The organism is Solirubrobacter ginsenosidimutans (assembly GCF_027587205.1).
This window is the reverse complement of the sequence record NZ_JAPDOD010000014.1, coordinates 22,014-43,857: the sequence shown is the minus strand read 5'-3', so window position 1 is coordinate 43,857 and position 21,844 is coordinate 22,014. Positions and strand designations below refer to the sequence as shown.

General features: G+C 71.8%; 22 protein-coding genes. 12 read left to right on the top strand and 10 right to left on the bottom strand.

Annotated elements, in window-relative coordinates:
• The first annotated feature begins 52 nt into the window (after nt 1-52).
• Nucleotides 53-391, top strand: a complete 339-nt coding sequence (locus tag OM076_RS15825; RefSeq protein WP_270040970.1) for a VOC family protein — start codon at nt 53-55, stop codon at nt 389-391.
• Here the strand turns inward: OM076_RS15825 and OM076_RS15820 are convergent.
• From OM076_RS15820 to OM076_RS15810, 3 genes are read right to left on the bottom strand one after another with little or no spacing between them, the layout of a single operon-like run.
• Nucleotides 388-873, bottom strand: a complete 486-nt coding sequence (locus OM076_RS15820) for a hypothetical protein (RefSeq protein WP_270040969.1) — start codon at nt 871-873, stop codon at nt 388-390. The genes OM076_RS15825 and OM076_RS15820 overlap by 4 nt on opposite strands.
• A gap of 42 nt (nt 874-915) precedes the next feature.
• Nucleotides 916-1,800: a CAF17-like 4Fe-4S cluster assembly/insertion protein YgfZ gene (gene ygfZ, locus OM076_RS15815; protein ID WP_270040968.1), complete on the bottom strand. Its 885-nt coding sequence runs from the start codon at nt 1,798-1,800 to the stop codon at nt 916-918.
• A 10-nt stretch (nt 1,801-1,810) separates the two neighbouring features.
• Nucleotides 1,811-1,990 carry a hypothetical protein gene (locus OM076_RS15810; RefSeq protein WP_270040967.1) on the bottom strand — a complete coding sequence of 60 codons (180 nt, stop codon included), beginning with the start codon at nt 1,988-1,990 and terminating at the stop codon, nt 1,811-1,813.
• Between the two features lie 20 nt (nt 1,991-2,010).
• Here OM076_RS15810 and OM076_RS15805 point away from each other — a divergent pair, with 20 nt between their 5' ends.
• Nucleotides 2,011-2,370 (top strand): hypothetical protein, encoded by a 360-nt coding sequence (locus OM076_RS15805; protein WP_270040966.1) that lies wholly within the window; start codon nt 2,011-2,013, stop codon nt 2,368-2,370.
• Nucleotides 2,371-2,374: 4 nt separating this feature from the next.
• Here OM076_RS15805 and OM076_RS15800 read toward each other — a convergent pair whose 3' ends face one another.
• On the bottom strand, nt 2,375-2,929 hold the full coding sequence (locus OM076_RS15800) for a hypothetical protein (RefSeq protein WP_270040965.1): 555 nt from the start codon (nt 2,927-2,929) through the stop codon (nt 2,375-2,377).
• 20 nt (nt 2,930-2,949) lie between these two features.
• Between OM076_RS15800 and cofH the strand changes: the two genes are divergently transcribed.
• The 4 genes from cofH (at nt 2,950) to OM076_RS15780 (ending at nt 7,801) form a co-directional block, all read left to right on the top strand.
• Nucleotides 2,950-5,100, top strand: coding sequence for a 5-amino-6-(D-ribitylamino)uracil--L-tyrosine 4-hydroxyphenyl transferase CofH (cofH, locus tag OM076_RS15795; protein WP_270040964.1), 2,151 nt, complete (start codon nt 2,950-2,952; stop codon nt 5,098-5,100).
• Nucleotides 5,097-6,761, top strand: coding sequence for an alkaline phosphatase D family protein (locus OM076_RS15790; RefSeq protein WP_270040963.1), 1,665 nt, complete (start codon nt 5,097-5,099; stop codon nt 6,759-6,761). Before cofH ends, OM076_RS15790 begins: the two co-directional genes overlap by 4 nt.
• 63 nt (nt 6,762-6,824) lie before the next feature.
• Complete coding sequence (locus OM076_RS15785) at nt 6,825-7,385, top strand: RNA polymerase sigma factor (protein ID WP_270040962.1); 561 nt, start codon at nt 6,825-6,827, stop codon at nt 7,383-7,385.
• Nucleotides 7,382-7,801 (top strand): winged helix-turn-helix transcriptional regulator, encoded by a 420-nt coding sequence (locus OM076_RS15780; protein WP_270040961.1) that lies wholly within the window; start codon nt 7,382-7,384, stop codon nt 7,799-7,801. The genes OM076_RS15785 and OM076_RS15780 overlap by 4 nt, the downstream gene beginning before the upstream one ends.
• Before the next feature lie 559 nt (nt 7,802-8,360).
• Here the strand turns inward: OM076_RS15780 and OM076_RS15775 are convergent.
• Nucleotides 8,361-9,206, bottom strand: coding sequence for an SCO family protein (locus OM076_RS15775; protein ID WP_270040960.1), 846 nt, complete (start codon nt 9,204-9,206; stop codon nt 8,361-8,363).
• A 288-nt stretch (nt 9,207-9,494) separates the two neighbouring features.
• Between OM076_RS15775 and OM076_RS15770 the strand changes: the two genes are divergently transcribed.
• Both OM076_RS15770 and OM076_RS15765 read left to right on the top strand, forming a co-directional pair.
• The gene (locus tag OM076_RS15770; protein ID WP_270040959.1) at nt 9,495-10,250 is read left to right on the top strand and encodes a S1 family peptidase; all 756 of its coding nucleotides are present in this window, start codon (nt 9,495-9,497) and stop codon (nt 10,248-10,250) included.
• Nucleotides 10,250-11,236 carry a Vgb family protein gene (locus OM076_RS15765; protein ID WP_270040958.1) on the top strand — a complete coding sequence of 329 codons (987 nt, stop codon included), beginning with the start codon at nt 10,250-10,252 and terminating at the stop codon, nt 11,234-11,236. Before OM076_RS15770 ends, OM076_RS15765 begins: the two co-directional genes overlap by 1 nt.
• A 503-nt stretch (nt 11,237-11,739) precedes the next feature.
• Here OM076_RS15765 and OM076_RS15760 read toward each other — a convergent pair.
• The 5 genes from OM076_RS15760 to OM076_RS15740 all read right to left on the bottom strand — a co-directional run bounded on the left by OM076_RS15760 (nt 11,740) and on the right by OM076_RS15740 (nt 16,663).
• On the bottom strand, nt 11,740-13,071 hold the full coding sequence (locus tag OM076_RS15760; protein ID WP_270040957.1) for an NHL repeat-containing protein: 1,332 nt from the start codon (nt 13,069-13,071) through the stop codon (nt 11,740-11,742).
• Between the two features lie 182 nt (nt 13,072-13,253).
• Nucleotides 13,254-14,192 (bottom strand): recombinase family protein, encoded by a 939-nt coding sequence (locus OM076_RS15755; RefSeq protein ID WP_270040956.1) that lies wholly within the window; start codon nt 14,190-14,192, stop codon nt 13,254-13,256.
• Nucleotides 14,193-14,411: 219 nt separating this feature from the next.
• On the bottom strand, nt 14,412-15,140 hold the full coding sequence (cofE, locus tag OM076_RS15750) for a coenzyme F420-0:L-glutamate ligase (RefSeq protein WP_270040955.1): 729 nt from the start codon (nt 15,138-15,140) through the stop codon (nt 14,412-14,414).
• Nucleotides 15,133-15,762 (bottom strand): 2-phospho-L-lactate guanylyltransferase, encoded by a 630-nt coding sequence (gene cofC / locus OM076_RS15745; protein ID WP_270040954.1) that lies wholly within the window; start codon nt 15,760-15,762, stop codon nt 15,133-15,135. The genes cofE and cofC overlap by 8 nt, the downstream gene beginning before the upstream one ends.
• 7 nt (nt 15,763-15,769) lie before the next feature.
• Entirely contained in the window at nt 15,770-16,663 is an 894-nt protein-coding gene (locus OM076_RS15740) for a 2-phospho-L-lactate transferase CofD family protein (RefSeq protein ID WP_270040953.1), read from the bottom strand.
• Between OM076_RS15740 and OM076_RS15735 the strand changes: the two genes are divergently transcribed.
• Genes OM076_RS15735 through OM076_RS46875 form a run of 4 tightly spaced genes read left to right on the top strand, consistent with a single transcriptional unit; the run spans nt 16,655 to nt 21,806 of the window.
• Complete coding sequence (locus tag OM076_RS15735; protein WP_308214342.1) at nt 16,655-17,680, top strand: UDP-N-acetylmuramate dehydrogenase; 1,026 nt, start codon at nt 16,655-16,657, stop codon at nt 17,678-17,680. The genes OM076_RS15740 and OM076_RS15735 overlap by 9 nt on opposite strands.
• Nucleotides 17,681-17,728: 48 nt before the next feature.
• On the top strand, nt 17,729-18,700 hold the full coding sequence (locus OM076_RS15730) for a hypothetical protein (protein WP_270040951.1): 972 nt from the start codon (nt 17,729-17,731) through the stop codon (nt 18,698-18,700).
• Complete coding sequence (locus OM076_RS46880; protein WP_270040950.1) at nt 18,700-20,334, top strand: thrombospondin type 3 repeat-containing protein; 1,635 nt, start codon at nt 18,700-18,702, stop codon at nt 20,332-20,334. The genes OM076_RS15730 and OM076_RS46880 overlap by 1 nt, the downstream gene beginning before the upstream one ends.
• On the top strand, nt 20,331-21,806 hold the full coding sequence (locus OM076_RS46875; RefSeq protein WP_270040949.1) for a thrombospondin type 3 repeat-containing protein: 1,476 nt from the start codon (nt 20,331-20,333) through the stop codon (nt 21,804-21,806). Before OM076_RS46880 ends, OM076_RS46875 begins: the two co-directional genes overlap by 4 nt.
• Nucleotides 21,807-21,844 lie beyond the last annotated feature (38 nt).

The following is a 21,844-nucleotide window of genomic DNA, read 5'->3' as shown; positions in this document are numbered from 1 at the left end:
ATAATGCCGTTATGCTCTAAGCGAATCCAGTTACGACGCGGAAGGATGGGCCATGAAGCTCGAGTTCCTGTTCACGCCGACCTCCGACCTGAAGGCGTCGCTCGCCCTCTACCGCGACGCTCTCGGCTTCACCGAGGTCTGGCGCGAAGGCGATGCGACCGTCGCCCTGTCGCTGCCGGGCACCGACGTCCAACTGATGCTCGACGCCAACGACCCCGATGCGCCGTGCGGCCCGCTCTTCGTCGTCGACAGCGTCGAGCGCTTCCACGCCGCCCGGCCGGACAATCTCGTCGCGATCGAGGAGCCGTCAGAAATCCCAGGCGGATTCCTGGCCACCTACCAGGACCCGGGCGGCGCGATGCTCTACGTCATGGACCAGTCGGCCGACTAGGCCCGCTTGCCGCCCCAGGCGAGCACGGTGAGCGGGCCGAGCGGCGCGCGCTCGTGGACCGGCGCCGGCGTGACCTCCGGCACCACGTCCGGGTCGTGGGCGACCACGTGCGTGACCGACACGCCGGTGTAGCGGGCGACGGCGTGGGGGAGATCCCCGCGCACCCACTTCGAGGACTGGCCCGGCAGGGTCGCCACGATCACCTCGTCGTGGCGCAGCGGGTCCCAGACTTCGGCGAGCGCCTCCAGCGGCACGGGGTCGCAGACGAAGCCCTCGCAACGCTCGATGCCGGCAGCACGCCAGGCGTCCAGGGCGGCGTCCAGGCGGGACTTGCATTCGGCGCGGGCGACGCTGCCCGGCCCGGCGGCCGGCATGACCAAGGTCGCGTGAATCGGCCCCTTCTCGCCGCGGTGCACGAGCGCCTGGATGACCTCCGGCGTCGCGGCGGTGCGGTTGGCGAGCACGATCACGTGAGCGGCCATGGGCTGCCCCCTTCGGTCCGAACTGTTAGTGCATGACCGACTTTACCGCTCGAACGGGACGTCGACGATGAGTGCCGTCGAACCCTTCAATGCGACCCGGTCGCCGGGGTTCGCTTCGCGGCGCACGAGGGCGAGCGCGATCGGTCCATGGGCGGGTGAGACGACGACCGAGCCGACCTTGCCGACGACCTTCTCACCCAGCGTCAGTTCCGTCCCCGGTTCGACCGGCTCGCTCAGTCGCAGGCCGAGCAGGCGGCGGTTCGGCTTGCCGCGGTAGTACAGGCGCGCGACCGTCTCCTGACCCACGTAACAGCCCTTGGTGAAGGAGACCGCGCGCTCGTTGAGGCCCGCTTCCTGGGGGATCACGGTGTCGTCGAGATCGACCCCGTAGCGCGGGCGGCCGTGCTCGACCCGCACCACTTCGGCGGACGTTTCGTCGCCGTCCTGGAACGGGAGCGCCGCGCGAACCGCGTCACGGTCCTCGGGCGCGAAGAACAGGTCGACGCCGACGTCGGTGCGCACCGCGACGACCGGAGCGCCCCCGAGCGTGACCCGCGCGTTGTCGTGCTCGCGCTCTGACACCAGCGGCGGGGCGTCCGGCCCGATGACCGACAGCAGCCCCAGCTGCAGCGTCCGCTTGTGCAACTCGACGTCGCGGCCGAGCTTGTAGCGGCTGATCATGTTGAAGAGCTCCTGCAGCGCCACCCGCTCGCAGTCGAGCAGCAGCTCATCGCCCAGGTCGAAGACCCGCATGTCCCCGAGCATCTTGCCCTTGTGGGTGAGAAACGCCGCGTAACACCCGTGGCCCGGGGTCAGGCCGAGGATGTCGTTGGTCACCTGGCCGTGGAGGAAATCCTTGGCTTCAGCGCCCGTCAGCGCGAGCTTCCCGCGTTCAGAGCGGTCGACGACGAAGGTGCCGGTGGTCACTCACGAAACATTAGCGCTCTTCGAGGCGGGCGAGCCGCCGCGTGACCTCGCGCGAGAGCTCGTCGAGCACGCGCTCGCGTGACACTCCGCCCTCGGGCGCCGCACGCGCGACCGCCGCCTCCTCCGCGCCGTCGAGCCGCTCGAGCAACGCGAGGAGACCCTCGAGGTCATAGGGGATCTGATCGGCCATGTACGCTCTTTGACGCCATCATGCCGCTTGCCGAAGAGTTTCACGAAATTCTGGACGCGCTCCCGTCGGATTGGACCGACCTGGAGCTCGATCTGCGCGTCCAAGAGGACCGCTACATCGACGCCGCCTCGCTGCTCGTGACGTGCAACGCGCAGCCGTATTCGCACCACGACTGGCATTTCCACCTCAACGTCGCCCACCACTTCGGCCATGCCGCGGCGGCCGAGGTCGTGTGGGGCACGCTGAAGCTGCTCGACGACTCCGGGATCTCCGGCGAGCTGGTCCTGCGCGAGGTCCGCGAAGGCCGCGTCGAAGTGGTCCAGATGTGGGGCCGCCCGGAGTCCGTGCGGCAAGAGTTCCGCAAGCTCCGCGCGCAATAACCCGCTAGTTCTCTTTGCGCGCGTCCGGGACGACCGTCGGGTCGCGTCCCGGGCCGGCGCTCAGCTCTCCGAAGTACGGCGCGCCCGCCGTCCACGTCGGCGCGACCTTGTCGAGCTCGGTTGACAGCTGGTCGCGGTCGAGACCGGGAACCTGGCCCGTCATCGCCGAGACGGCCTCGTCGGGCTCCAGCTGCGCCTGCGTGTAGCCCCGCGACAGGGCGCGGACGACCGCCAGCACCTTCGGGCGCTCGTCCTGCAGCGTGACCTCGTCGGCGCAGAGCACGAGCTTGGCCGGGCGCACGATCGCCATCACGACCACGCAGCCGCGCGGGGGCGTGCTGACGAGGCGGAAGTCCGCGTCGCCGGAGCGCGCGACGTTCAGCGTCACGCCCTCGGCTTCGTCGTAGCCGCGCGCGGTGGCGAGGAAGACGCCCGCCTCGTCGGCGCCCGGCGTGTCGCCGAGCACGAGCGGCACGTCGCCGAAGGAGGACGTGGACTGGATGCCGCCGCAACCCGTTAGGGCCAGGGCGAGGGCGAGGAGGATGGCCGGCGATCTCACACCGGTATCGTGGCGAATGGATGCGCCGGGTCACTTTTTCGCGCAATGTCACGCTCTCGCTCTCGCGGACGTGCAGCGCCCACTGCAAGTACTGCTCGTTCGCGACGCACAAGCCTCACCTGCACCAGCCGGAGGAGGTCGAGCGCCTGATCGACCACGCCGCGCGGCGCGGGGTCAAGGAGCTGCTCGTGCTGACCGGCGAGAAACCGAACATCCAGCCTCAGCTGGACGCGCTCGGTTTCGAAGATTTCGTCGCCTACGTCGTCTGGGCGTGTGAACAGGCGCTCGAACGCGGCGTGCTGCCGCACACGAACCTCGGGACGCTGGACGCGACCGACCTCGCCCGCCTGCGGGCCGTGACGGCCAGCCAGGGCCTGATGCTCGAGTCCACCAACGCGGACCTGATCGCCCACCAGGGCTCGCCCACCAAGCACCCCGCCGTGCGGCTGGAGACGATCCGGACCGCGGGCGAGCTGAAAATCCCCTTCACGTCCGGGATCCTCGTGGGCATCGGCGAGTCCGAGGAGGACCGGATGGCCTCGCTGGAGGCGCTCGCCGGCTACGAGCACATCCAGGAGATCATCCTCCAGAACTACGTCCCGCACCGGAAGTACTACGGCGAGGAGCCGGCGGAGATCGCCACCGAGGCGGCCGAGCGCTTCTGGGCCACGGGCCTGAGCGACTCGCCCCACCGCGATCTCCCGAGCTGGGCGTGCCCGGTCAACATCGAGGACATGAAGCGCCTGGTCAAGGAGACCCGGCGCCTGATGCCCGAGATTGGCATCCAGATCCCGCCGAACCTGGCGGACTGGTGGCCTGAGCTGGTCCAGGCGGGCGCGACCGACCTCGGCGGCCTGTCGTCCAACGGCGATCACATCTCGCCCGAACACCCGTTCCCGAGCCCGAAGCAGGTGCGCGAGCGCCTGACCGGGATCGCGGCGGTCTCGGAGCGGCTCTGCGTCTACCCGCAGTACATGACCGACGAGTGGATCGCGCCGCGCGTCCTGGACGTGATCGAGTCCAAGTACCGCTCGTTCATGCCGCGCAAGACCTACGCCGGCACGACGAGCGACTCGATCCAGCGCGCCCGCGACGGCGAGCCGCTCACGGCGGAGGAGCTTGAGGCGATGTTCGCCGAGAGCCGTCCCGAGGTGATCGAGGACATGCGCCAGGCCGCGGACGAGCTCCGGGAAGAGCTCGCGGGCGACCTCGTGACGTTCGTCGTCAACCGCAACATCAACGTCTCGAACATCTGCACGGTGGGCTGCGCGTTCTGCGGCTTCGGGGTGGGCAAGCGCTCGCCGGACGCCTACGAGCACAACCAGGCCGACTTCGTCCGCCGGATCCACGACGCGCAGGCCTTCGGCGCGACCGAGATCTGCATGCAGTCGGGCATCCACCCGGACTGGGGCCTGGAGGACTACCTCGGCTGGCTGCGGCTGGCCAAGGAGACCGCGCCGGAGATCCACCTGCACGCGTACTCCCCGATGGAGGTCGCGCACATGGTGGACGTGAGCGGTCAGACCCCGCACGCGATCTTCGAGCAGCTGCGCGAGGCCGGCCTGGGCAGCGTGCCCGGCACGGCCGCCGAGGTCCTGCACGACGGCGTCCGCCAGCGCATCAGCCCGAACAAGCTGCCCGCCGCCCGCTGGGTGGAGATCATCACCGCCGCCCACGAGGTCGGTCTGCGCTCGACCGTGACCGTGATGTTCGGCCACATCGAGACCCCCGCGGAGCTGGCCGAGCACATGCGGGTCGTCCGCGAGCTGCAGGACAAGACCGGCGGCTTCACGGAGTTCGTGCCGCTGAGCTTCATCCCGTTCCAGACGCTGCTGGGCCGCACGCACGGCATCGCCGAGATCTCCCGCGAGGAGAACCTCAAGCACACGGCGGTCTTCCGCCTGGCGCTCGGCCGCACGATCCCGTCGCTGCAGGCGAGCTGGGTCAAGATGGGCCTCGATGCCGCGACCGAAGCCCTGCGCTGGGGCGTCAATGACCTCGGCGGCACGCTGATGGAGGAGTCGATCAGCCGCATGGCCGGCGCCGACCACGGCGTCAAGCTCGATCCCGACGACCTCGTCGCCGCCGCCCACCGCGCCGGCCGCCCGGCGGCCGAGCGCACGACCCTGTACTCGATCCGCAGGCACTACGACCTGGCCGCCGCCGCGTGAAGCTCGTGCTGGGCCCGCTCCTGCGGCACGCCGGGACCGACGAGGCCACGGTGTGGGTGCAGACGAGCGAGCCCGGCACGGTCGAGGTGCGCCCGGAGGGCCGTCGCGCGGCCACTGAGCGCACCTTCACGGTCGAGGGGCATCACTACGCGCTGATCCACGTCACCGAGCTGCCGCCGGACACCGCCACGCCGTACGAGGTCGCACTCGACGGCGAGGTCGTCTGGCCGGAGCCCGAGAGCCGCTTCCCGCCCTCGGTCCTGCGCACCCACACGCCGCACGACCCCGTCCGGATCGTCTTCGGCTCCTGCCGCGTCGCCGCGCCGCACGAGCCGCCGCACACGTTGCGCAAGGACGAGCACCCGGACGGGCGCGAGGTCGACGCGCTGCGCGGGCTCGCGCTGCGGATGGCCAAGACACCGGCGGAGGAGTGGCCGCACGCGCTGCTGCTGCTCGGCGACCAGGTCTACGCCGATGAGGTCCATCCGGGGCTCGAGGGGCACCTCGACGGCGGCGACATGGTCGTCTCCTACGACGACTATGTGCAGCTCTACGTCGCCGCGTGGGGCGAGCCGGTGATCCGCTGGCTGCTCTCGACGATCCCCAGCGCGATGATCTTCGACGACCACGACGTCCACGACGACTGGAACACGTCGATCGAGTGGGTGACGGAGATGCGCCAGAAGGCGTGGTGGCGCAAGCGCATCGTCTCGGCGTTCGAGAGCTACCTGATCTACCAGCACCTCGGGAACCTCTCGCCGGTCGAGCGCGCGGAGTTCGAGCTCTACGAGCACCTGCGCACCGCCGAGGACCCGACGCCGCGGCTGCGCGCCTTCGCCAAGCAGGCCGATGAGGAGGTCGAGGGCACGCGCTGGAGCTTCTGCCGCGACATCGGCCCCGCGCGCGTCGTGATGATCGACTCGCGCGCCGGCCGCGTGCTCGACCCGGGCAAGCGCAGCATGGTCGACCCCGACGAGTGGCGCTGGATCGAGGAGCACGCGACGGGCGGCGTCGATCACCTGCTGCTGGGGACGTCGCTGCCGATGTTCATGGGCCCGGCGCTGCACTGGCTGGAGGCCTGGAACGAGGTCGTCGCCGATGGGGCATGGGGCAAGGGCGTGAAGATCGTCGCCGAGAAGCTTCGCCAGGAGCTCGATCTCGAGCACTGGCCCGCCTTCCAGGCCTCGTTCCGGCGGATGTGCGACCTGCTGGTCGAGGTCGGTGCCGGGCGCCGCGGGGCGGCACCGTCGACGATCTGCCTGCTCAGCGGCGACGTCCACCACGCCTACCTGGCCGAGGTGGGCTTCCTCTCCGGGTCCGGGGTGCAGTCGAGCGTCTGGCAGGCGGTCTGCTCGCCGTTCCGCAACCCGCTGGACACCAAAGAGCGGCGGATCATCCTCGGCGCCTGGACCCGCGGTGCCGGCCGCACGGCGCGTGCGCTGGCCAAGCGCGCGGGCGTGGCCGATCCGCCGGTCCGCTGGCGCCTCGCACATGAGAAGCCGTGGTTCAACAACCAGATCGCGATGCTCGAGCTGGAGGGCAAGCGCGCCACCTTCGTCCTCGAGAAAGCGATCCCGCCGGAGGACGGAAAGGGCGAGCCCGTGCTGGAACGCGTGTTCGCCCGTCCGATCGAACCCAACGCCGACTACACACGGACTTAAGACACACTCTCCGCGCTGGGGTCATGATCTGGTAGCGAACCGCTTGGAGCCGCTACGCACCCCGTGATCAGAACCGATGCAGATCTGCTCGCCGAGGCGAGACACGATCCCCTCGCTTTTCGCGAGTTCTACGACCGCTATGCCGCGTGGGTGCGGTCGTGGTTCATGCGACAGACGGGCTCGGAGACGGCTGCGCTGGACCTCACGGCGGAGACGTTCGCGCAGGCCTGGCACGCGTCGCGGCGGTTCAAGGACATGGCCGACGGTTCGGGGGCGCCCTGGCTGTTCGGGATCGCTCGCAACCTGCTGCGCCAGTACCACAAGCACAACCGCATCGAGAGCGCCGCGCGCGAGCGCCTCGGCATGCCCACTGCATGGGCAGAGTGTGAGGACTACGAGGCGGTCGACGAGCGCATGTTCGCGACCTCGCTCGCGCCGCTGCTCCAGCACGCGGTGCGCGCGCTGCCGACCGAGCAGCGCAAGGCCCTTGAGCTGCGGGTCGTCCAGCAGCTCGACTACGAAGAAGTCGCCGGCGCACTGGGATGCAGCCAGAACGCCGCGCGCTTGCGCGTCTCGCGCGCCCTGCGGGCGCTCGGACTAAAGCTAAGGGGAGCAGAGGCATGACCGCACCGCCCGTGGCCGCCGATCACGCCCATGCGCGCCGTATCACTGAACGGACGCGCTCGGCACGGCTGATTCGCGATTCGATCGGGCTCCTGAGCTCGAAGTGGTCCGTCGACGTCCTGCTGGCGCTCGGAGACGGCACCCGTCGTTACCACGAGCTGCTCGAGGACCTCGCGCCGATATCGGAGAAGGTGCTGACGCAGACGCTGCGCGCGATGGAGCGCGACGGCCTGCTGGTGCGCCGCGTCCACGCCGAGGTGCCGCCGCGCGTCGAGTACGCGCTGTCGCCGCTGGGCGCCACGATGGCCCCGCCGCTGAAGGCGCTCGGCTCGTGGTCGCTCACGCACGGCAAGCGGGTCGAAGAGGCGCGCGAGCGCTTCGACACCCGCGCCGCCGCTCGCGTCCGCGCCGCCTGAAAAGGCACTGTTCCAAGCGCCGGTTTCCTGACCGAAACTTGCGTATACGCGGCGCGCAAGGCCTTTTCACGCGCCGCGAAGGGGAATGGCAGCGATGACCGATGCGGCCACGCAGCCTGTTCCCCGCGCTCGACCCGACGGCGTTCGCCGCCCTCCGGAGTCCGGCGCCCGCGGCTGAGCTGCTGGGTGCGCCGGCGATGACGGGTGGTGTGGGTTCGGCCACGGACCCGGACGAAGACGGAGCGGGCGGGCACAGTGGGCTGGGGAGCCCTGCGAGCTGCTCGCGTGTGGAGGACGGCCGGCGGGCCGGCACGGCGGATGTGACCACCGTCGCGCCACTGTCGCCCGCCGCCGTCGACCCGTCTGCACCCGCACCGCCCGTCATCGCCGCCGCCCCGATCGACTCCACCTTCGCGGCCCCAATCCCTATAGCCGCGACGCTCCGCTCACATCACCCCCGCTGGGTCGCTATCCCCTGGCGAAACCCGGCCATCATCGAGCGGAGCCACTCGACCGCGGCTCGCCGGAGGAACGCCGGCGGGTCGCGGTTCGAACGTTCCTAGGGCTCCGCGAGCAGCGCGCGCAGGTCGCGCGCGAGCGACCGCGGTTCCAGCGCCTCGAACGGAATTCCGAGCCGCTGCGTCCCGTGCTTGTCGATCAGCAGCACGTACGCGGAGTGCTCGAAGTCCCAGCCCGCCACATGCCGGGCCCGGCCGCGGTAGGCGAGGTCCGCCGGGTCGGGGTAGGCGTCGTCGGCGCCGGACGGGGTCGTCGTCGGCTGGGGCGGCACCTCGTAGTGGAACGGCTGCGTCTGCGGCTGGTTGTACTGCGGATTGGCGGTGAAGAACGCGTCGGCGCCCGCGGCGGCCGCCTCGGCCTCCTTGCGCGAGGCCTGCAGCGGCGCGATGCCGTAGTGGATCCACACCGGCCGCAGCTCGTCGCGGGTGCCGATCAGGTACTGCCCGGCGCCGGCGGGAAACGCGCGCCGGTTGAGCCAGTCCCGCACCCGTTGTGGGGTGTCGCCGATCGGGTCGACGCTGATCACGTACGCCTCGACCCCGCGCCCGCCGACCATGCGCATCGCCTGGGCGATGTCGCTGCCCTCGGCCGGGCAGAGGTCGCGACAGGTCGCGTAGATGAACGTCATCGCGATCACCTTCCCGCGCCCGTCCGCGAGGCTCGTGCGCCTGCCGTCCTGGTTGCGCAGCGAGAAGTCGTAGGCCTGCTGGCGCGGGGGGATGAACCGCGCCGCCGCGGGCTCCGGCCGCGTGGCGGTCGCGGCGAACACGCCGCCGATGCCGCCGAGCACGAGGCACATCAACGCCACGAGGGCGAGCCGCCGGATCGGCGCTGCTCCTTTTGGCGGGGCCTGCTCGGGGTCGTCGGTGCGGTCGAGAAGTGCCACGGGACGGCCCAGATCTATCGCCGGCGCCCAGCCGCAAAGAGCCTGGCGGTAAGAAATCGAACACCACGCCGGGGCGGGCACGCGATCGGGCCGACGTATACGCAAGCAACGGTCAGCAAACGGGCATCCCGAACCCTTCGGGGAGCTTGTTCGCGCCACCAAGACCGCCATAGGATCGGCTCGATGGACCGGTCTCCGATGATGGCCCGTGTCGCCGTGGCAGTGGGTTGCGCGGCGGTTGCGACGAGCGGATGCGGCGGCGGCTCGCCCAGCTCCGCTGCGCCCCGCGTGAACGCGCAGGAGCGCATGGACTTCGCGGTGGTCGGGGTCGAGTCACGGATCGGCGGCGATCGCGTGCTCGGTTCCGGATTCGTGATCGACGGACAGCGCGGGCTCGTGCTCACCGCCGCGCACACCGTCTGGGGTGCCCGTTCGCTCAAGCTCGCGACCGGGCTCGGCGTGTTGCACGGCCGGATCGTGGCGCGCGCGCCCTGCGACGACCTGGCGGTGCTCGAGGTCTACCCGCGCATCCCGGGGCTCGCCCCACTACCCACCGCGCCGCCCGGCGCCGCGAACGGCCAGCTGCTGCGCTCGCTGGGGCGCCGCCACACGAACCCGGACGCCGAGGCCGCGGCGCTCGCGAGCATCCCGGTGCGCGCAACCGCCAAGGCGCCGATCTCCTCCGGCGGGATCCCGCTGCCGACCACCGGCATCCCGCTCGATTCCCCGCTGGTGCCGGAGATCTCGGGCGGCCCCGTCGTCGACGAGGCCGGGCGGCTCGTGGGCATGGCGCAGGCGATGAACGCGCCGCGGCTCGACGGGCCGGCGGTGACCGTGCCCTGGGCCGACATCCGCCTCCGGCTGGCACAGCTGCAGCCGGGCACCCGCAGCGTCTACGTCGGCTGGGCGCAGCAATATCGCTGCGTCGGCGACCAGGACGCCTACGCGCGGGAGATGCATCCCGCGTATCGGCTCAGCGATGCGAGATTCAACGTGCCCGTCGCCCCGACGCGGCTCCCCGGGACGGAAGGGATGGACGGCTGATGTCAGCGCTCGCGGATCGTCCTCGCGCCTCGCAGGGCCTGCCACGGTGGGCGATCGCGGCGGCGGGTGTCGTGTTGGCGGTGTTCCTGCTCGCGCCCGCGGTCGCGGTGCTGCTCACGCGCGAGTCGCACGTGGCGGTGGACGGCGAGAAGCTGCCCGCCGGGCATCAGCCGACCGACGTCGCCGTCGACGGGTCGACCGTGTGGGTGGTCAGCGGCCGCGACAACCGCGTCGTGGCGCTCGACTCGCGCGATGTCACGCAGGCTCCCGCGGTCCACGCGACCGGCTCCTCGCCACTGCGGCTGGCGGTCGGCCACGGCTCGGTGTGGACCGCCAACGCGGGTGACGACACCGTCACCCGGTTCGACCCGCTCATCCCGGGCAGCGGTCGCCAGATCAAGGTCGGCGCCGAGGCGGTCGACATCGCCGTGAGCACGGAGGGGACGTGGGTCACGAACGGGCTGGCGGGAACCGTCACGCGCATCGACCCGGTCTCCAACCGCGTGCTCGGCCAGCCCGTGCGCACGGGCAGCTTCCCCACGGCGCTGACGGTCGGCGCCGGCTCCGTCTGGGTCGTCAACTCGGGCGACGGGACCGTCTCGCGCATCGATCCGCGCGAGGACGTCGTGATCGGCCGGCGAATCCCCGTCGGGCGCGACCCGCAGGACATCGCGGTCGGCCACGGCTCGGTGTGGGTGGCCAACCGCGGCGACGGCACCGTCACGCGGCTCTCCGCGAGCAACGGCCGCCGCCAGGGCGCGCCGATCAAGGTCGGCGGCTCGCCGGGCGCGCTGGCCGTCACGCAGGACGGCGTGCTCGTGCTCGACACCGTGCGCGGCGACGTGTGGGCGATCGCGCCGCAGACCGGGACGTTCGAGCACCTGTCGCGGATCGGCGGCTTCCCGACCTCGCTCGCGGTGGGTGAGGGGAGCGCCTGGGTGGTCGATGCGCGCGGCGGGACCGTGACCCGCCTCAGCGAGCGTTAGTGCGCTGATCCGGACGAGGGACGAACGTCAACTGCGCCGGGTGGGGGAGGCGGAGTGGCTCGCCCTCCGTTGCTGCCTGCCGTGAGTCCGCCTCGCGGCTCGGCTCTGTTGCCTCGGTTGGCCGTGCCGGGATACCGACAGTTACGGGCGTGGCATTGAGAGTGTGTCCCGCACACGCCGTGTCCTGGTCGCTGTGGTCGGCCGTGGGCGTTTGAGGGCCTGACCGCGGGTTTCGATCAGGTTCGCACTGTTCGAGCTGGCGCGTTGATGGGGGTGCGGAACGAGAACTTCCTGAGAGGCAGCTCTCGTGCCGCACCCCCCGCCGCGGAGTGATCGGCGCGCGTGAGAACGCGCTCTCTGTCTCCGTGGCCCGTACCTTGACGGTCAGTCTCGGGGCGGAGTGGGGTGGGAAGGCCGGCCACCACGCCGACTCACGACAGCCCGGAACGGTTGGCACCACGAAACCGCCCCCTCCCCACTCGGAGCAGTTGACGTTCGTCCCTCTAGCGATCGACGCGGATCACGTCGTTGGTGCCCGCGGCGATCCAGACGTGCCGCGGATCGAGGGCGAGCGCCGTGGGTGAGGATGGGAGGGTGAGCCGGTCGCGCACCCGGCCGTCGAGGCCGAGGTGCACGAGCGTGCGGTCGCCGCGGGTGAGGACGTAGACGCCCTGCTCGTCGGCCGCGATGGCGATCGGGCCGCGCCCGACGTCGACCGGCGCGTCCCCGCTGCCGCTGTCCAGATCGACGGCGCGCACGGTGCCGGCGCGCGCGTCCGCGACCCACGCGACGTCGCCGGTCAGGGCCACGTCGACCGGCTCGCCTCCGAGATCGATCGCCGCACCCTGCGGACGCTTGGTGTCCGGGTCGATGCGGACGAGCGTCCCGGCGGCGTCGAGCGCGACCAGGCGTCGCCCGTCGCCCGCGAGGGCGATCGGCCGCGCCCCGACCCGCAGCACGTGCCGGCGGCCGCTCGGTTCCAGCGCGCGCACGGTGCCGTCCGCGGAGCTCGCGGTCCAGACGGTGCCGCCGAGGACGGTCAAGTCGGACAGGTCGGGCCCCGCCTCGTACGTGCGCCGCGTGGTCGGGTCCTCCCGCGACGCGCGCACGACGGCGCTGTGCTCGGTGTCGGCGATCCACGCGAACGACGGCTCGAGCACGACCCGCGCGGGCGTGCCGTCGAGCTTCAGCGCGGGCCCGGCGGGCCTTCCCGACGCCTCGTCGAGCACCCACACCGCGCCCGCGGCGGGCGCGGCGACCCAGAGCTCCCCGCCCGCGGACACCAGCCCGGTCGGCTGAGCCGGGACCCGGAACACGGTCATCGCGGGGGTGCCCGGCGAGCGAGGGATCAGCAAGACCGCGACGACGCTGAGCACGATCACGACCCCGATAGCGGCGAAGAGCGTGGACGACGTCCGCGCCTTGGGCTCGGCTGCGACGTCCGGCCCGGGGACATCTTCGTGCTCGACTGCGACCCGCGGCCGGCGGAAGGCATTTCCGCCCGGAGGTCGCGGGTGGACGGGCGCGGTGTGGCCGTCCGTGGGTCGCGTGTGGGCCGGGGCAACCGCGACGCCGCCGAGCGGCCGCGACCTGCCCGGCGCGATCAAGGGCTCGCGGCGGGCGGGCGCGGCGGGCCGGATATCGACCGGCGTCGCATCCCACCGCGCCAGCTCCCGACCGGGCTCCCCGCCCGCTGTCGTGTCGTGCCGCCGGACAGGCCCGGCGCCCGTGTCACGGTGCCGCTCACTCGGCGCCGGTCCGCCCTCCGTCCAAGCGCGCTGCACCCTTGCAGCGTCGGTGCGGCGGGCCCAGAGGCGATCGTCGTGATCGCTCACCCGCGGCGTCCTAATCCTCGGACAACGAGAGAAGCGTTAGTCGTGTACAGCACGACGAACCTTGCTCTCGCTGCACCGGTGCTCTTTCTCGGGCGCCATCTGCCGATTGTTCGACGGACGCGACCCCGGGCGCAAGGAGCTCGGTCAATCCACTCCCGTCCCATTGCGTAAACGGTCAGCGTCTAGATCTCGGGCGGCTTGAGTTTGGGCAGCTCGATGCCGCGGGTGGCGGCGGAGGGTCTGCGGTAGCCGGTCGCGCGCTGCACGCTCGACGGTCGCCACATGGCGCCGCCCCGCAGGGTCGGGACGCCTTCCTCGTTGAGGACGTCGGCGATCGCCTGCAGGGTCATGCCCTCGTCGCGCAAGCGCGCGATGCGCTCCTGCAGCTCGGGGATGTCGGCGACGGCCGTGCGCCCCTGGGCGCCGCCGCGGGAGCGTGCGGCTTCGAGCCCGCGGCGCGTGCGCTCGGAGATCCGCTCGTGCTCCCACCCGCCGACGCCGACGATCGCGACCGCCGCCAGCCGGCCGGCCTCGGTGGAGGTGTCGAGTTGGAGGTCGAGCGCCATCAGCGTCCGCTGATCGCTTTCGAACCAGCGCAGGAGCGGGGCGAGGTTGGCGACGTTGGACGAGAGGTCACGCAGGCGCGGGACGACGAGCACCTCGGCCTGCTGCTTGGCGATCTGCTCGAGCGCCCACGCCAGGGTGGGACGGCTCTCCGGTCCGGGGGACTCGACGTCGTGGACGACCGTCTGCAGCGCGAGCCCGCGCTCCTCGCAGAACGCGGTCACGTCCTCCGTGTGCCCGCGCAGGTCACCGTTGGACGTGTTCGGGACACACGTGTAGCCGATCGCGCGGCGTGCCGCCGCCGCCCCGGCATCCGCCGTCGTCGCGACCGCGGGCGACTCCGCCGGCGGCGGCTCGGGCGCGGCGCCTCGTCGCGGTCGTGCGAAAGCGATCCTCGCCCAGGCGAGCGCGCAACCGAGCACGACGTAGAGAACCGCGAGCCACGCGGGCGCACCGAGGAACGAGGCGACGATCCCGTCCACCGCGACGATCGCGCCGAGCGCCGTCGCCTGCAGCCGCACTCGCCGGGTCGAACCGGCCCCATCAGTGCCACGCATCAATACGAGTCCTCCACATCGCCTGCTTGGGCCGGCGAAGCCGGGCCCGTACGTCGACTAAGCCGTACCAGTGACGATTTGTCGCTTCAACTACCGAACCTGCCCCCGTCACGCGACATTCCGGCGCCTTGCAGGTCGTGACATACGCATCCAGGCCGGTCCAGGGCCTGTGACGGGCTTGCGTACGCGATGCGTTCGGTCAGTGCTCTGACAGTTTCGTCAGCGGAAGAGATCGTCCTCGGCGCGTCGCACGAGCGCGGCGACCCCGGGGCCGTCCTCGGCGGTGACGTGTCGCCCGAGCCCTCGGATCCGGACCGCGGGCTCGCGCGAGTCCTTGGCGCGGACGAGGTCGGCCGCGGCGGCGGCCTCGTCGGCGATCGCGATCACCGTCGCGTGCATCTCCCGCCCGGCGATGTCGGGCAGTCCACGCCAGTCCTGCAGCGGCGTCAGCCCGGCGATCCCGATCGCGATCTCGCACTGGCCCTGCCGCCACGCGCGGCCGAAGCTGTCCGTGACGATCACCGCGGGCCGCCCGGGGAGCGCCGCGCGCAGGCCTCGCGCGCTCGCATCGGGGTCGAGCGGGAGCAGCACCAGCGTGTCCGGCTCCGTCGCGTTGGAGGCGTCGACACCCGCGTTGGCGCAGACGAACCCGTGCCGGGTGCGGCAGATCAGGCGGCCGGCGTCGGCGCGGACCACCTCGGCCGACTCCGACAGGATCACCTCGAGGAGGCGGGGATCCTTCGCGTGCTCCGCCGCCAGCTCCAGCGCCCGCGGCCCGGGAACCACGTCGGCGAGGCGGACGATCCGGCCCTCGGCCTTGGAGATGACCTTGTGGGCGATCGCGACGACGTCGGTGGGGGAGAACTCGGCGGCCTGAGACAGCAGCGCCGCGAGATCGTCGCCCGGCCGGATCTCAGGCAGTCCCGGGACCGCCGAGAGCTCAAGCAACCGCGGCTTCCTCGAGCAGCGCGCGGGTGCGGACGGCGCCGCCGGGGCGCGCGCCGAGGGCGCGACGCAGCGCCGCGAGGTCGTCGCGCGTGTCGACGTCGAGCTCGAGCGAGCCCGCCTGGGCGACGTGGAACGAGGCGCCGGCCGCCTCGGCCAGGCCGCGATGGCGCGCGAAGGAGCCCTCGCCGAACGCGGGCGCGATCACGGTCGGCGGCGTCAGCAGCAGCGAGTTGGTGCCGGTGCCGTGGCGGTCGGGGACGATCACGACGCCGGCGCGGATCGCGAGCAGCGCGCTGACCTCGCGCGGGTCCAGCGTCGGGCAGTCACCGGGAACCAGCAGCACCCGCTCGGCGCCGCGTTCGAGCGCGGCCTCGATCCCGCGCGCGGCGGCCGCCGATTGCCCCGCCTCGACGGGATCGTGGACGATCGTCACGCGGCGATCGGCGCTGACGGCCTGTGCGGTGACCACGATCACCTGGTCGAGCTCGGGCACCTGCGCGAGCGCGTCGAGCACGTCGGCGACCATCGCCGCCGCGAGCCCGGGACGGTCCGGGAAGCCGCCGGTCAGCCGCTGCTTGGCGCGCCCGAAGCTCTTGACGGGAAGGACCGCGATCGTCCGCATCCGCGTTTTACGCTAGCGCGGCGGCGAACTCGAGCACCTCGCGCGCCACGCGGCGGCGGGACTCGGGATCGTTGAGCCCGACGTCGGTCTCAAGCGTGGGGACGTGCTCGGCGCGCTGATCGGCGACCAGCGCGTCGATCAGGCCCTCGTAGTGGTCGACGATCCCGTCGGAGTCGAGCGTCCGCCCCGCCCACCGCAGGCAGTCGGCCGTCGGGCCCTTGAGCACGGCGCCGCGGACGAGCGGGGAGACGGCGACGACGGGCGCCTTGGCGGCGTGGAGCTCGTGCTGGAGCACGCTGAGGATCGGGTCGATCGAGAGCACGGGGTTCGACGGGCCGATGATGATCGTGTCCGCGTCTTTGAGCGCCTGCACCGCCTCGGGAGCGGGGGTGACCTCGCCGCGGTATTCGACGTCCTCGATCGGCCCCTCGGCGCGGTCGCGGATCATGAACTCCTGGAAGGCGCGCTCCCGGCCGCCGGCGGTGATCCACGTCCGCAGCGGGTCGTCGGTCGCGACGAGCACCCGCGACGGCACGCCGAACGCGCGCCGCAGGTCGTCGATCGCCTGCGTCAGCCGCGCTCCCGCAGCCAATCGCCCGGCGCGGTGCAGGCCGATCGCGAGGTCGCGGTCGCCGAGGTTGAACCAGACGTCCTCGCCGAGCGCGCGCAGCTGGTCCATCGCGGCGAACGTGTCGCCGGCCAGACCCCAGCCGCGCTCGTCGATCGCGTCGGCGAGCCAGAAGGTGACGAGATCCGGGTCGGGGCTGACGTGTGCCCCATAGATCTCGAGATCGTCGCCGGTGTTGGCGATGACGGTGAGGTCGGGGCCGAGTTCATCCCGCAGACCGCGAGCGAGCTTCGCGCCTCCGGTGCCCCCCGCGAGCAGGACGACGTGTGCCACAGCGGCGGGCAGGCTACTAAGGTGAGGCGGCGCATGCGGCTCGCGCCTCTCACGACCCTCCGCCTGGGCGGGCCGGCGGGTCGCTTGATCGAGGCCCATACGGAGGACGAATTGGTCGCCGCGGTGCGCTCCCGCCCCGATCTCGTACTCGCCGGTGGATCGAATGTCGTGATTTCCGATGCTGGTGTGCCCGGCACGGTCGTGCTGGTGCGCACGCGCGGTGCGTCGGTTGACGGCGAGCTGCTCGTCGTGCAGGCGGGGGAGCCGTGGGACGAGGTCGTCGCGCGCTGCGTGGCCGAGCGGCGCCAGGGCCTGGAGTGCCTCTCCGGCATCCCCGGCTCGACCGGCGCGACGCCGATCCAGAACGTCGGCGCCTATGGGCAGGACGTCTCCGAGACCGTCGCCTGGGTGCGCGTGTATGACCGCGAGACGGACGCCGTGAAGGTGATGGACGCGGCGGAGTGCGGGTTCGACTACCGGCGCAGCGTCTTCAAATACCGCGATCGCTGGACGGTGCTGGCGGTCGCGTTCCGGCTGCGCGAGTCGGCGGAGTCCGGTCCGTTGCGCTACGCGGAGCTCGCGCGGGTGCTCGGGGTGCCGGTGGGCGGGCGGGCGCCGCTGGCCGACGTCCGCGCCGCGGTCTTGAACTTGCGGCGCGGCAAGGGAATGGTGATCGACCCTGACGATCCCGACTCCGTCAGCGCGGGCTCGTTCTTCACCAACCCGATCCTCACCCACGAGGAGTGGGCCAGGCTCCCGAACGCGCCCGCGTTTCCCGAGCCGGATGGGCGGATCAAGACCTCCGCGGCCTGGCTGATCGAACAGGCCGGCTTCCATCGTGGGTACGGGAGCGGACGAATTGGCATCTCGTCCAAGCACACCCTTGCCCTGGTCAACCGCGGAGAGGCGTCAACGGCCGACCTGATGGCGCTGGCGCGGGAGATCGCGGCCGGCGTGAAGGCCGTCTTCGGGGTGTCGCTGGTGCCCGAACCGGTCCTCGTCGGCCACTCATGGTGAATTGCAGGACTTGCGCACCCTCTCGCGCTGTGTTGGGTTAAGCACCATATGCGTCCCGTTCGCCACCTCTTCGCCGCCGCTCTGACGGCGGCCGTGCTCGCCGGCACCCCTGCGCTGGCCGCCGCCGCCCCGCCGGACAACGACAACTACCTGGCCTCGACGGCGGTGGTGCTCAACTCGACGACGTTCACCGCGAGCGCGGACCTCACCGAGGCGACGACGCAGCCCGATCTCTTCAATCCGAACCGCGACGGGCAGCCGCTCGGCGGCGGTGACCCGGAGCCGCTGACGTGCAACGGCGTCAGCTTCGGCAAGACCGTCTGGTACGACCTCGCGCCGCCGGTCGGCCTCGGGATGCAGCTGCGCGCGGCGGCGGCGTTCCCGGTCGCCGTGGCGATCTACGAGTGGAACCCGCAGACGTCGAAGATCACGCGGACGGTGGAGTGCAACGCGAACGCGACGGCGGACGACCTGCTGCCGTACCTGGACGCGGGCAAGAACTACACGATCCAGGTGGGCGGCGTCGCCGGCGCGGGCGGCCCGGTCTCACTGAAGGCCGACCTCTTCCCCGACACCGACAGCGACGGCTCCTACGACGCGCTCGACAAGTGCAAGACCGTGCCGGGCATCGACCGCTTCGGCGGCTGCCCGCCGGACCTGAAGGTCGTCCCGAGCATCGGCTTCGACTCCAACGGCACCGGGGTCACGATCCGGCGACTGGCGGTCGACCGCGTGCCCAAGGGCGCCAAGGTCGTCGCCAAGTGCGGCAGCGGCTGCGGCTCGCAGACGGTCAAGGTCAAGCGCTTCGGCCGTGTCTCGCTGACCAAGCTGGTGGGCAAGACGGCCCGCGCGGGGGCGAATGTGGAGATCCGCGTCACGCTCGCCAAGACCGGCACGTCGACCTACAAGTTCGGCGCGACTGGCAGCTACTTCGCCTGGCCGATCAAGAACGGCGGGATCGGCGCCCGCGTCACGAAGTGCCTGAACGTCAAGACGAGCAAGATCGAGACCTGTAAGTGATGTTCCGAACGGCGCTGCTGACGGCGCTGCTCGGCCTCGCTGTGGCGGCCCCGGCGGCTTCGGCCGCGCTGGCGCCGCCGCCGTCGGTGCTCGACTTCGAGGCGCAGCCGATCGGCGACCTCGACGACGCGGCGTTCGCCGCCGCAGGGGTGACGCTGTCCGCGCCTGGCCTGGGTACGGGCGAAGGGTTCTGCGGCGGCGGCGTGGGGTCGGCCCGCGTGGCCGCCGCTCCGCTGGAGTGTGCCCAGGTGACCAGTCCTGGCCATGACAGCGAACGCTCGCTCATCGTGTCCGGCGGCAGCCCGCTGACGATCACGTTCGCCGCCCCGCAGGCGAACGTGTCGATGTGGGTCTCGGCCGGCTCCGGCGACGTGACCGTCGAAGCGTGGTCCGGAGCACCGGGCAGCAGCACGCTGCTCAGCATCCTTCCGCCGATCACCGGCTCCAATCCGTTTGGCCGTGCCGCCGTGGTGCAGTCGGCGCTCGGCCGCGCCGACATCGGCTCCGTGCGAGTGTTCACGACGAACGGCTCGAACATGTCGGTCGATGACCTCACCTTCAGCCCCGTCGCGCAGCCGGATACGGAGATCCTGAGCGGACCGGCGGCGGTCGTCCGCGACACCGGCGCGAGCTTCGTCTTCGCCGGCAACCAGGCCGACACGCGCTTCGACTGCTCGCTCGACGGTGCCGTGGCGGTTCCCTGCCGGGCGCCCTACAACGTCTCCGGGCTGGCGGAGGGATCGCACACGCTGACCGTCGGGATGCGGGACCGGTTCGGGACGCCGGATCCGACCCCGGCCGTGTGGGCGTGGACGGTCGATCTGAGCCCGGTCGCGGCTCCCGCGCCGCCCGCCGCGGACGGCGACGGCGACGGCGTGCCCGACACGCGTGACAACTGCCCGGCCGCCGCGAACGCGTCGCAGGCCGACGCGGACGGCGACGGCGTGGGGGACGCGTGCGAGACCGCGCCGCCGGGCAACGTCCTGCCGATCGCCGGTGAGCGCATCGTGGCGACGGTGCTCAGCGGCGAGGTGTTCATCAAGCTGCCGGCGACCACCTCGCGGTCGTTCAAGCAGGCGCCGCTGTCGGGCTTCGTGCCGCTCAAGGGCCAGGCCGCGTTGCCGGTCGGAACGGTCGTCGACACCCGCAAGGGCCGCATGTCGATGGCGACGGCCGTCGACGGCCGCAAGATCGGCTCGGTCAGCCAGACGAAGTCGGCGATCGTGTCGGCGGGCATCTTCGAGATCCGCCAGCGCAAGGCCGCGCCGGGCTCGAAGACGAAGATCTCGACCGACATGGTCCTGCAGAGCGCGCCGGGCGCGGAGTCCTCCTGCGTGAGCACCAGCTCCGACGGCCCGATCAAGGGCCGCGGGCGCAACACCGTGCGCGGCCTGACGGCGACGACGCCCGCCAAGGGCTTCTTCCGCATCGTCGGCGCGGCGGGCATCAGCACCGCGACCGCCGCCACGACGTGGGCGACGAAGGACCGCTGCGACGGCACGCGGACCGACGTCGGCAAGGGCAAGGTCTCGGTGCTCGACCGCGAGTCCGGCAAGACGATCACGGTCGGCGCGGGCCGGTCGTACCTCGTCAAGGCGAAGCTGTTCTCGGCGAAGCAGGGCCGCCGGTCATGAGATGGCTGCTGCTCGCGACGCTGATGGCGGCGACTTTCGTGGTCGCCGCCCCGGCGCGCGCGCAGACGCCCGCGCCGACGGTCGCCACGTTCGACGGGGGCCCGCCCACGGGGATGTTCGACGGCACCTGCGCGGGCGACGTGGTCGCTTCGGGCGGGCGTGACGGCGGGCCGTTCTGGCGCGCGCAGTGCCCGAGCGGCCCCCTGCGGATCCATCTCTCGGCCCCGTCCAGGCTGGTCGAGTTCTTCGTCCGGTCACCGCAGGGCGCGGACTCGATGCTCATCCAGGCGTGTGCCGCGGATCAGTGCAGCGAAGGCACGATCGACGAACGGACGGCGCGTCCCGCTCCGACGACCTGGACCCCGGTGGTGCTCCAGGACTCCACTGGGGCGGCGCGCATCACCATCGTGACCGTGTCGGCCTTCGTGGGCTCGGCTCCCACCGCCACGGACGTCGACGACATCTCGTTTTCGCCCTTCGACCAGCCGGACACGACGATCGGCGAAGGGCCTCCGTTCCCGCTCGGGATCAACTCGCCGCTGGGCGGCACGTTCTCGTGCGTGATCGACGCATCAACCTTGGTCGACTGCGGGTCACCGTTCTCGCCGGTCGGGTTTGCCGTGGGGTCGCACGCGCTGCGCGCGTTCGCGATCGACGTCTACGGCCGCATCGACAAGGATCCGGCGACGACGACCTTCACGGTCCCGGACGCTTCGCCCCCGCCGGTCGTGGACACCGACGGCGACGGGGTCCCGGACGCGAGCGACAACTGCCCGGCCGTCGCCAACGCGACCCAGGCCGACGGCGACAAGGACGGCGTGGGCGACGCGTGCGATCTGCTCCCGCCGGGCGACGTCCCGCCCGCGCCGGGGAAGACGGCGATCGTCCGCGCGATCTCGGGCGAGGTGTTCGTCAAGCTCCCCGGGCGCCACCTGCTTCAGAGCGGTGGGTTCATCCCGTTGAAGGGCGTCGCCGCGATCCCGGTCGGCTCCACCGTCGACGCCCGCAAGGGCGAGCTCGAGATGCAGTCCGCGGCCAACGGGTTCTCCGCGTCCGACAAGCGCGCCAAGCAGCAGACGGCGCGGATGCGGGCGGGCATGTTCGCCGTGCGTCAGGCCAAGCTCAAGAAGGGCGCGGCCAAGGCGACGTCGATCTCGACCGACATCGGGCTGCTCTCGCCCCCGGGCGCCGAGGCGACGTGCCAGAAGGGCCCGTCGAAGGGCATCGTGCGGTCGCTGTCGATGGTCGCGAAGGGCTTCTATCGCGCACTCGGCGGGGCCAGCACGGCCACGGCCCGCAACGCGACGTTCATCACCACCGACCGCTGCGACGGCACGATCACCGAGGTCGGCAAGGGCCGCGTCACGCTGGCCGTCAAGGGCTCCAAGAAGCCGGTGGTCGTCCGCGCGGGCGGCGCCTACCTGGCCAAGGCGAAGCTGTTCGCCGCGCGCAAGGGCAGGCCGGGTACCTAGCCGGGGTTCGCGCTCGCGACGCGAGCGTCGAGTTTCTC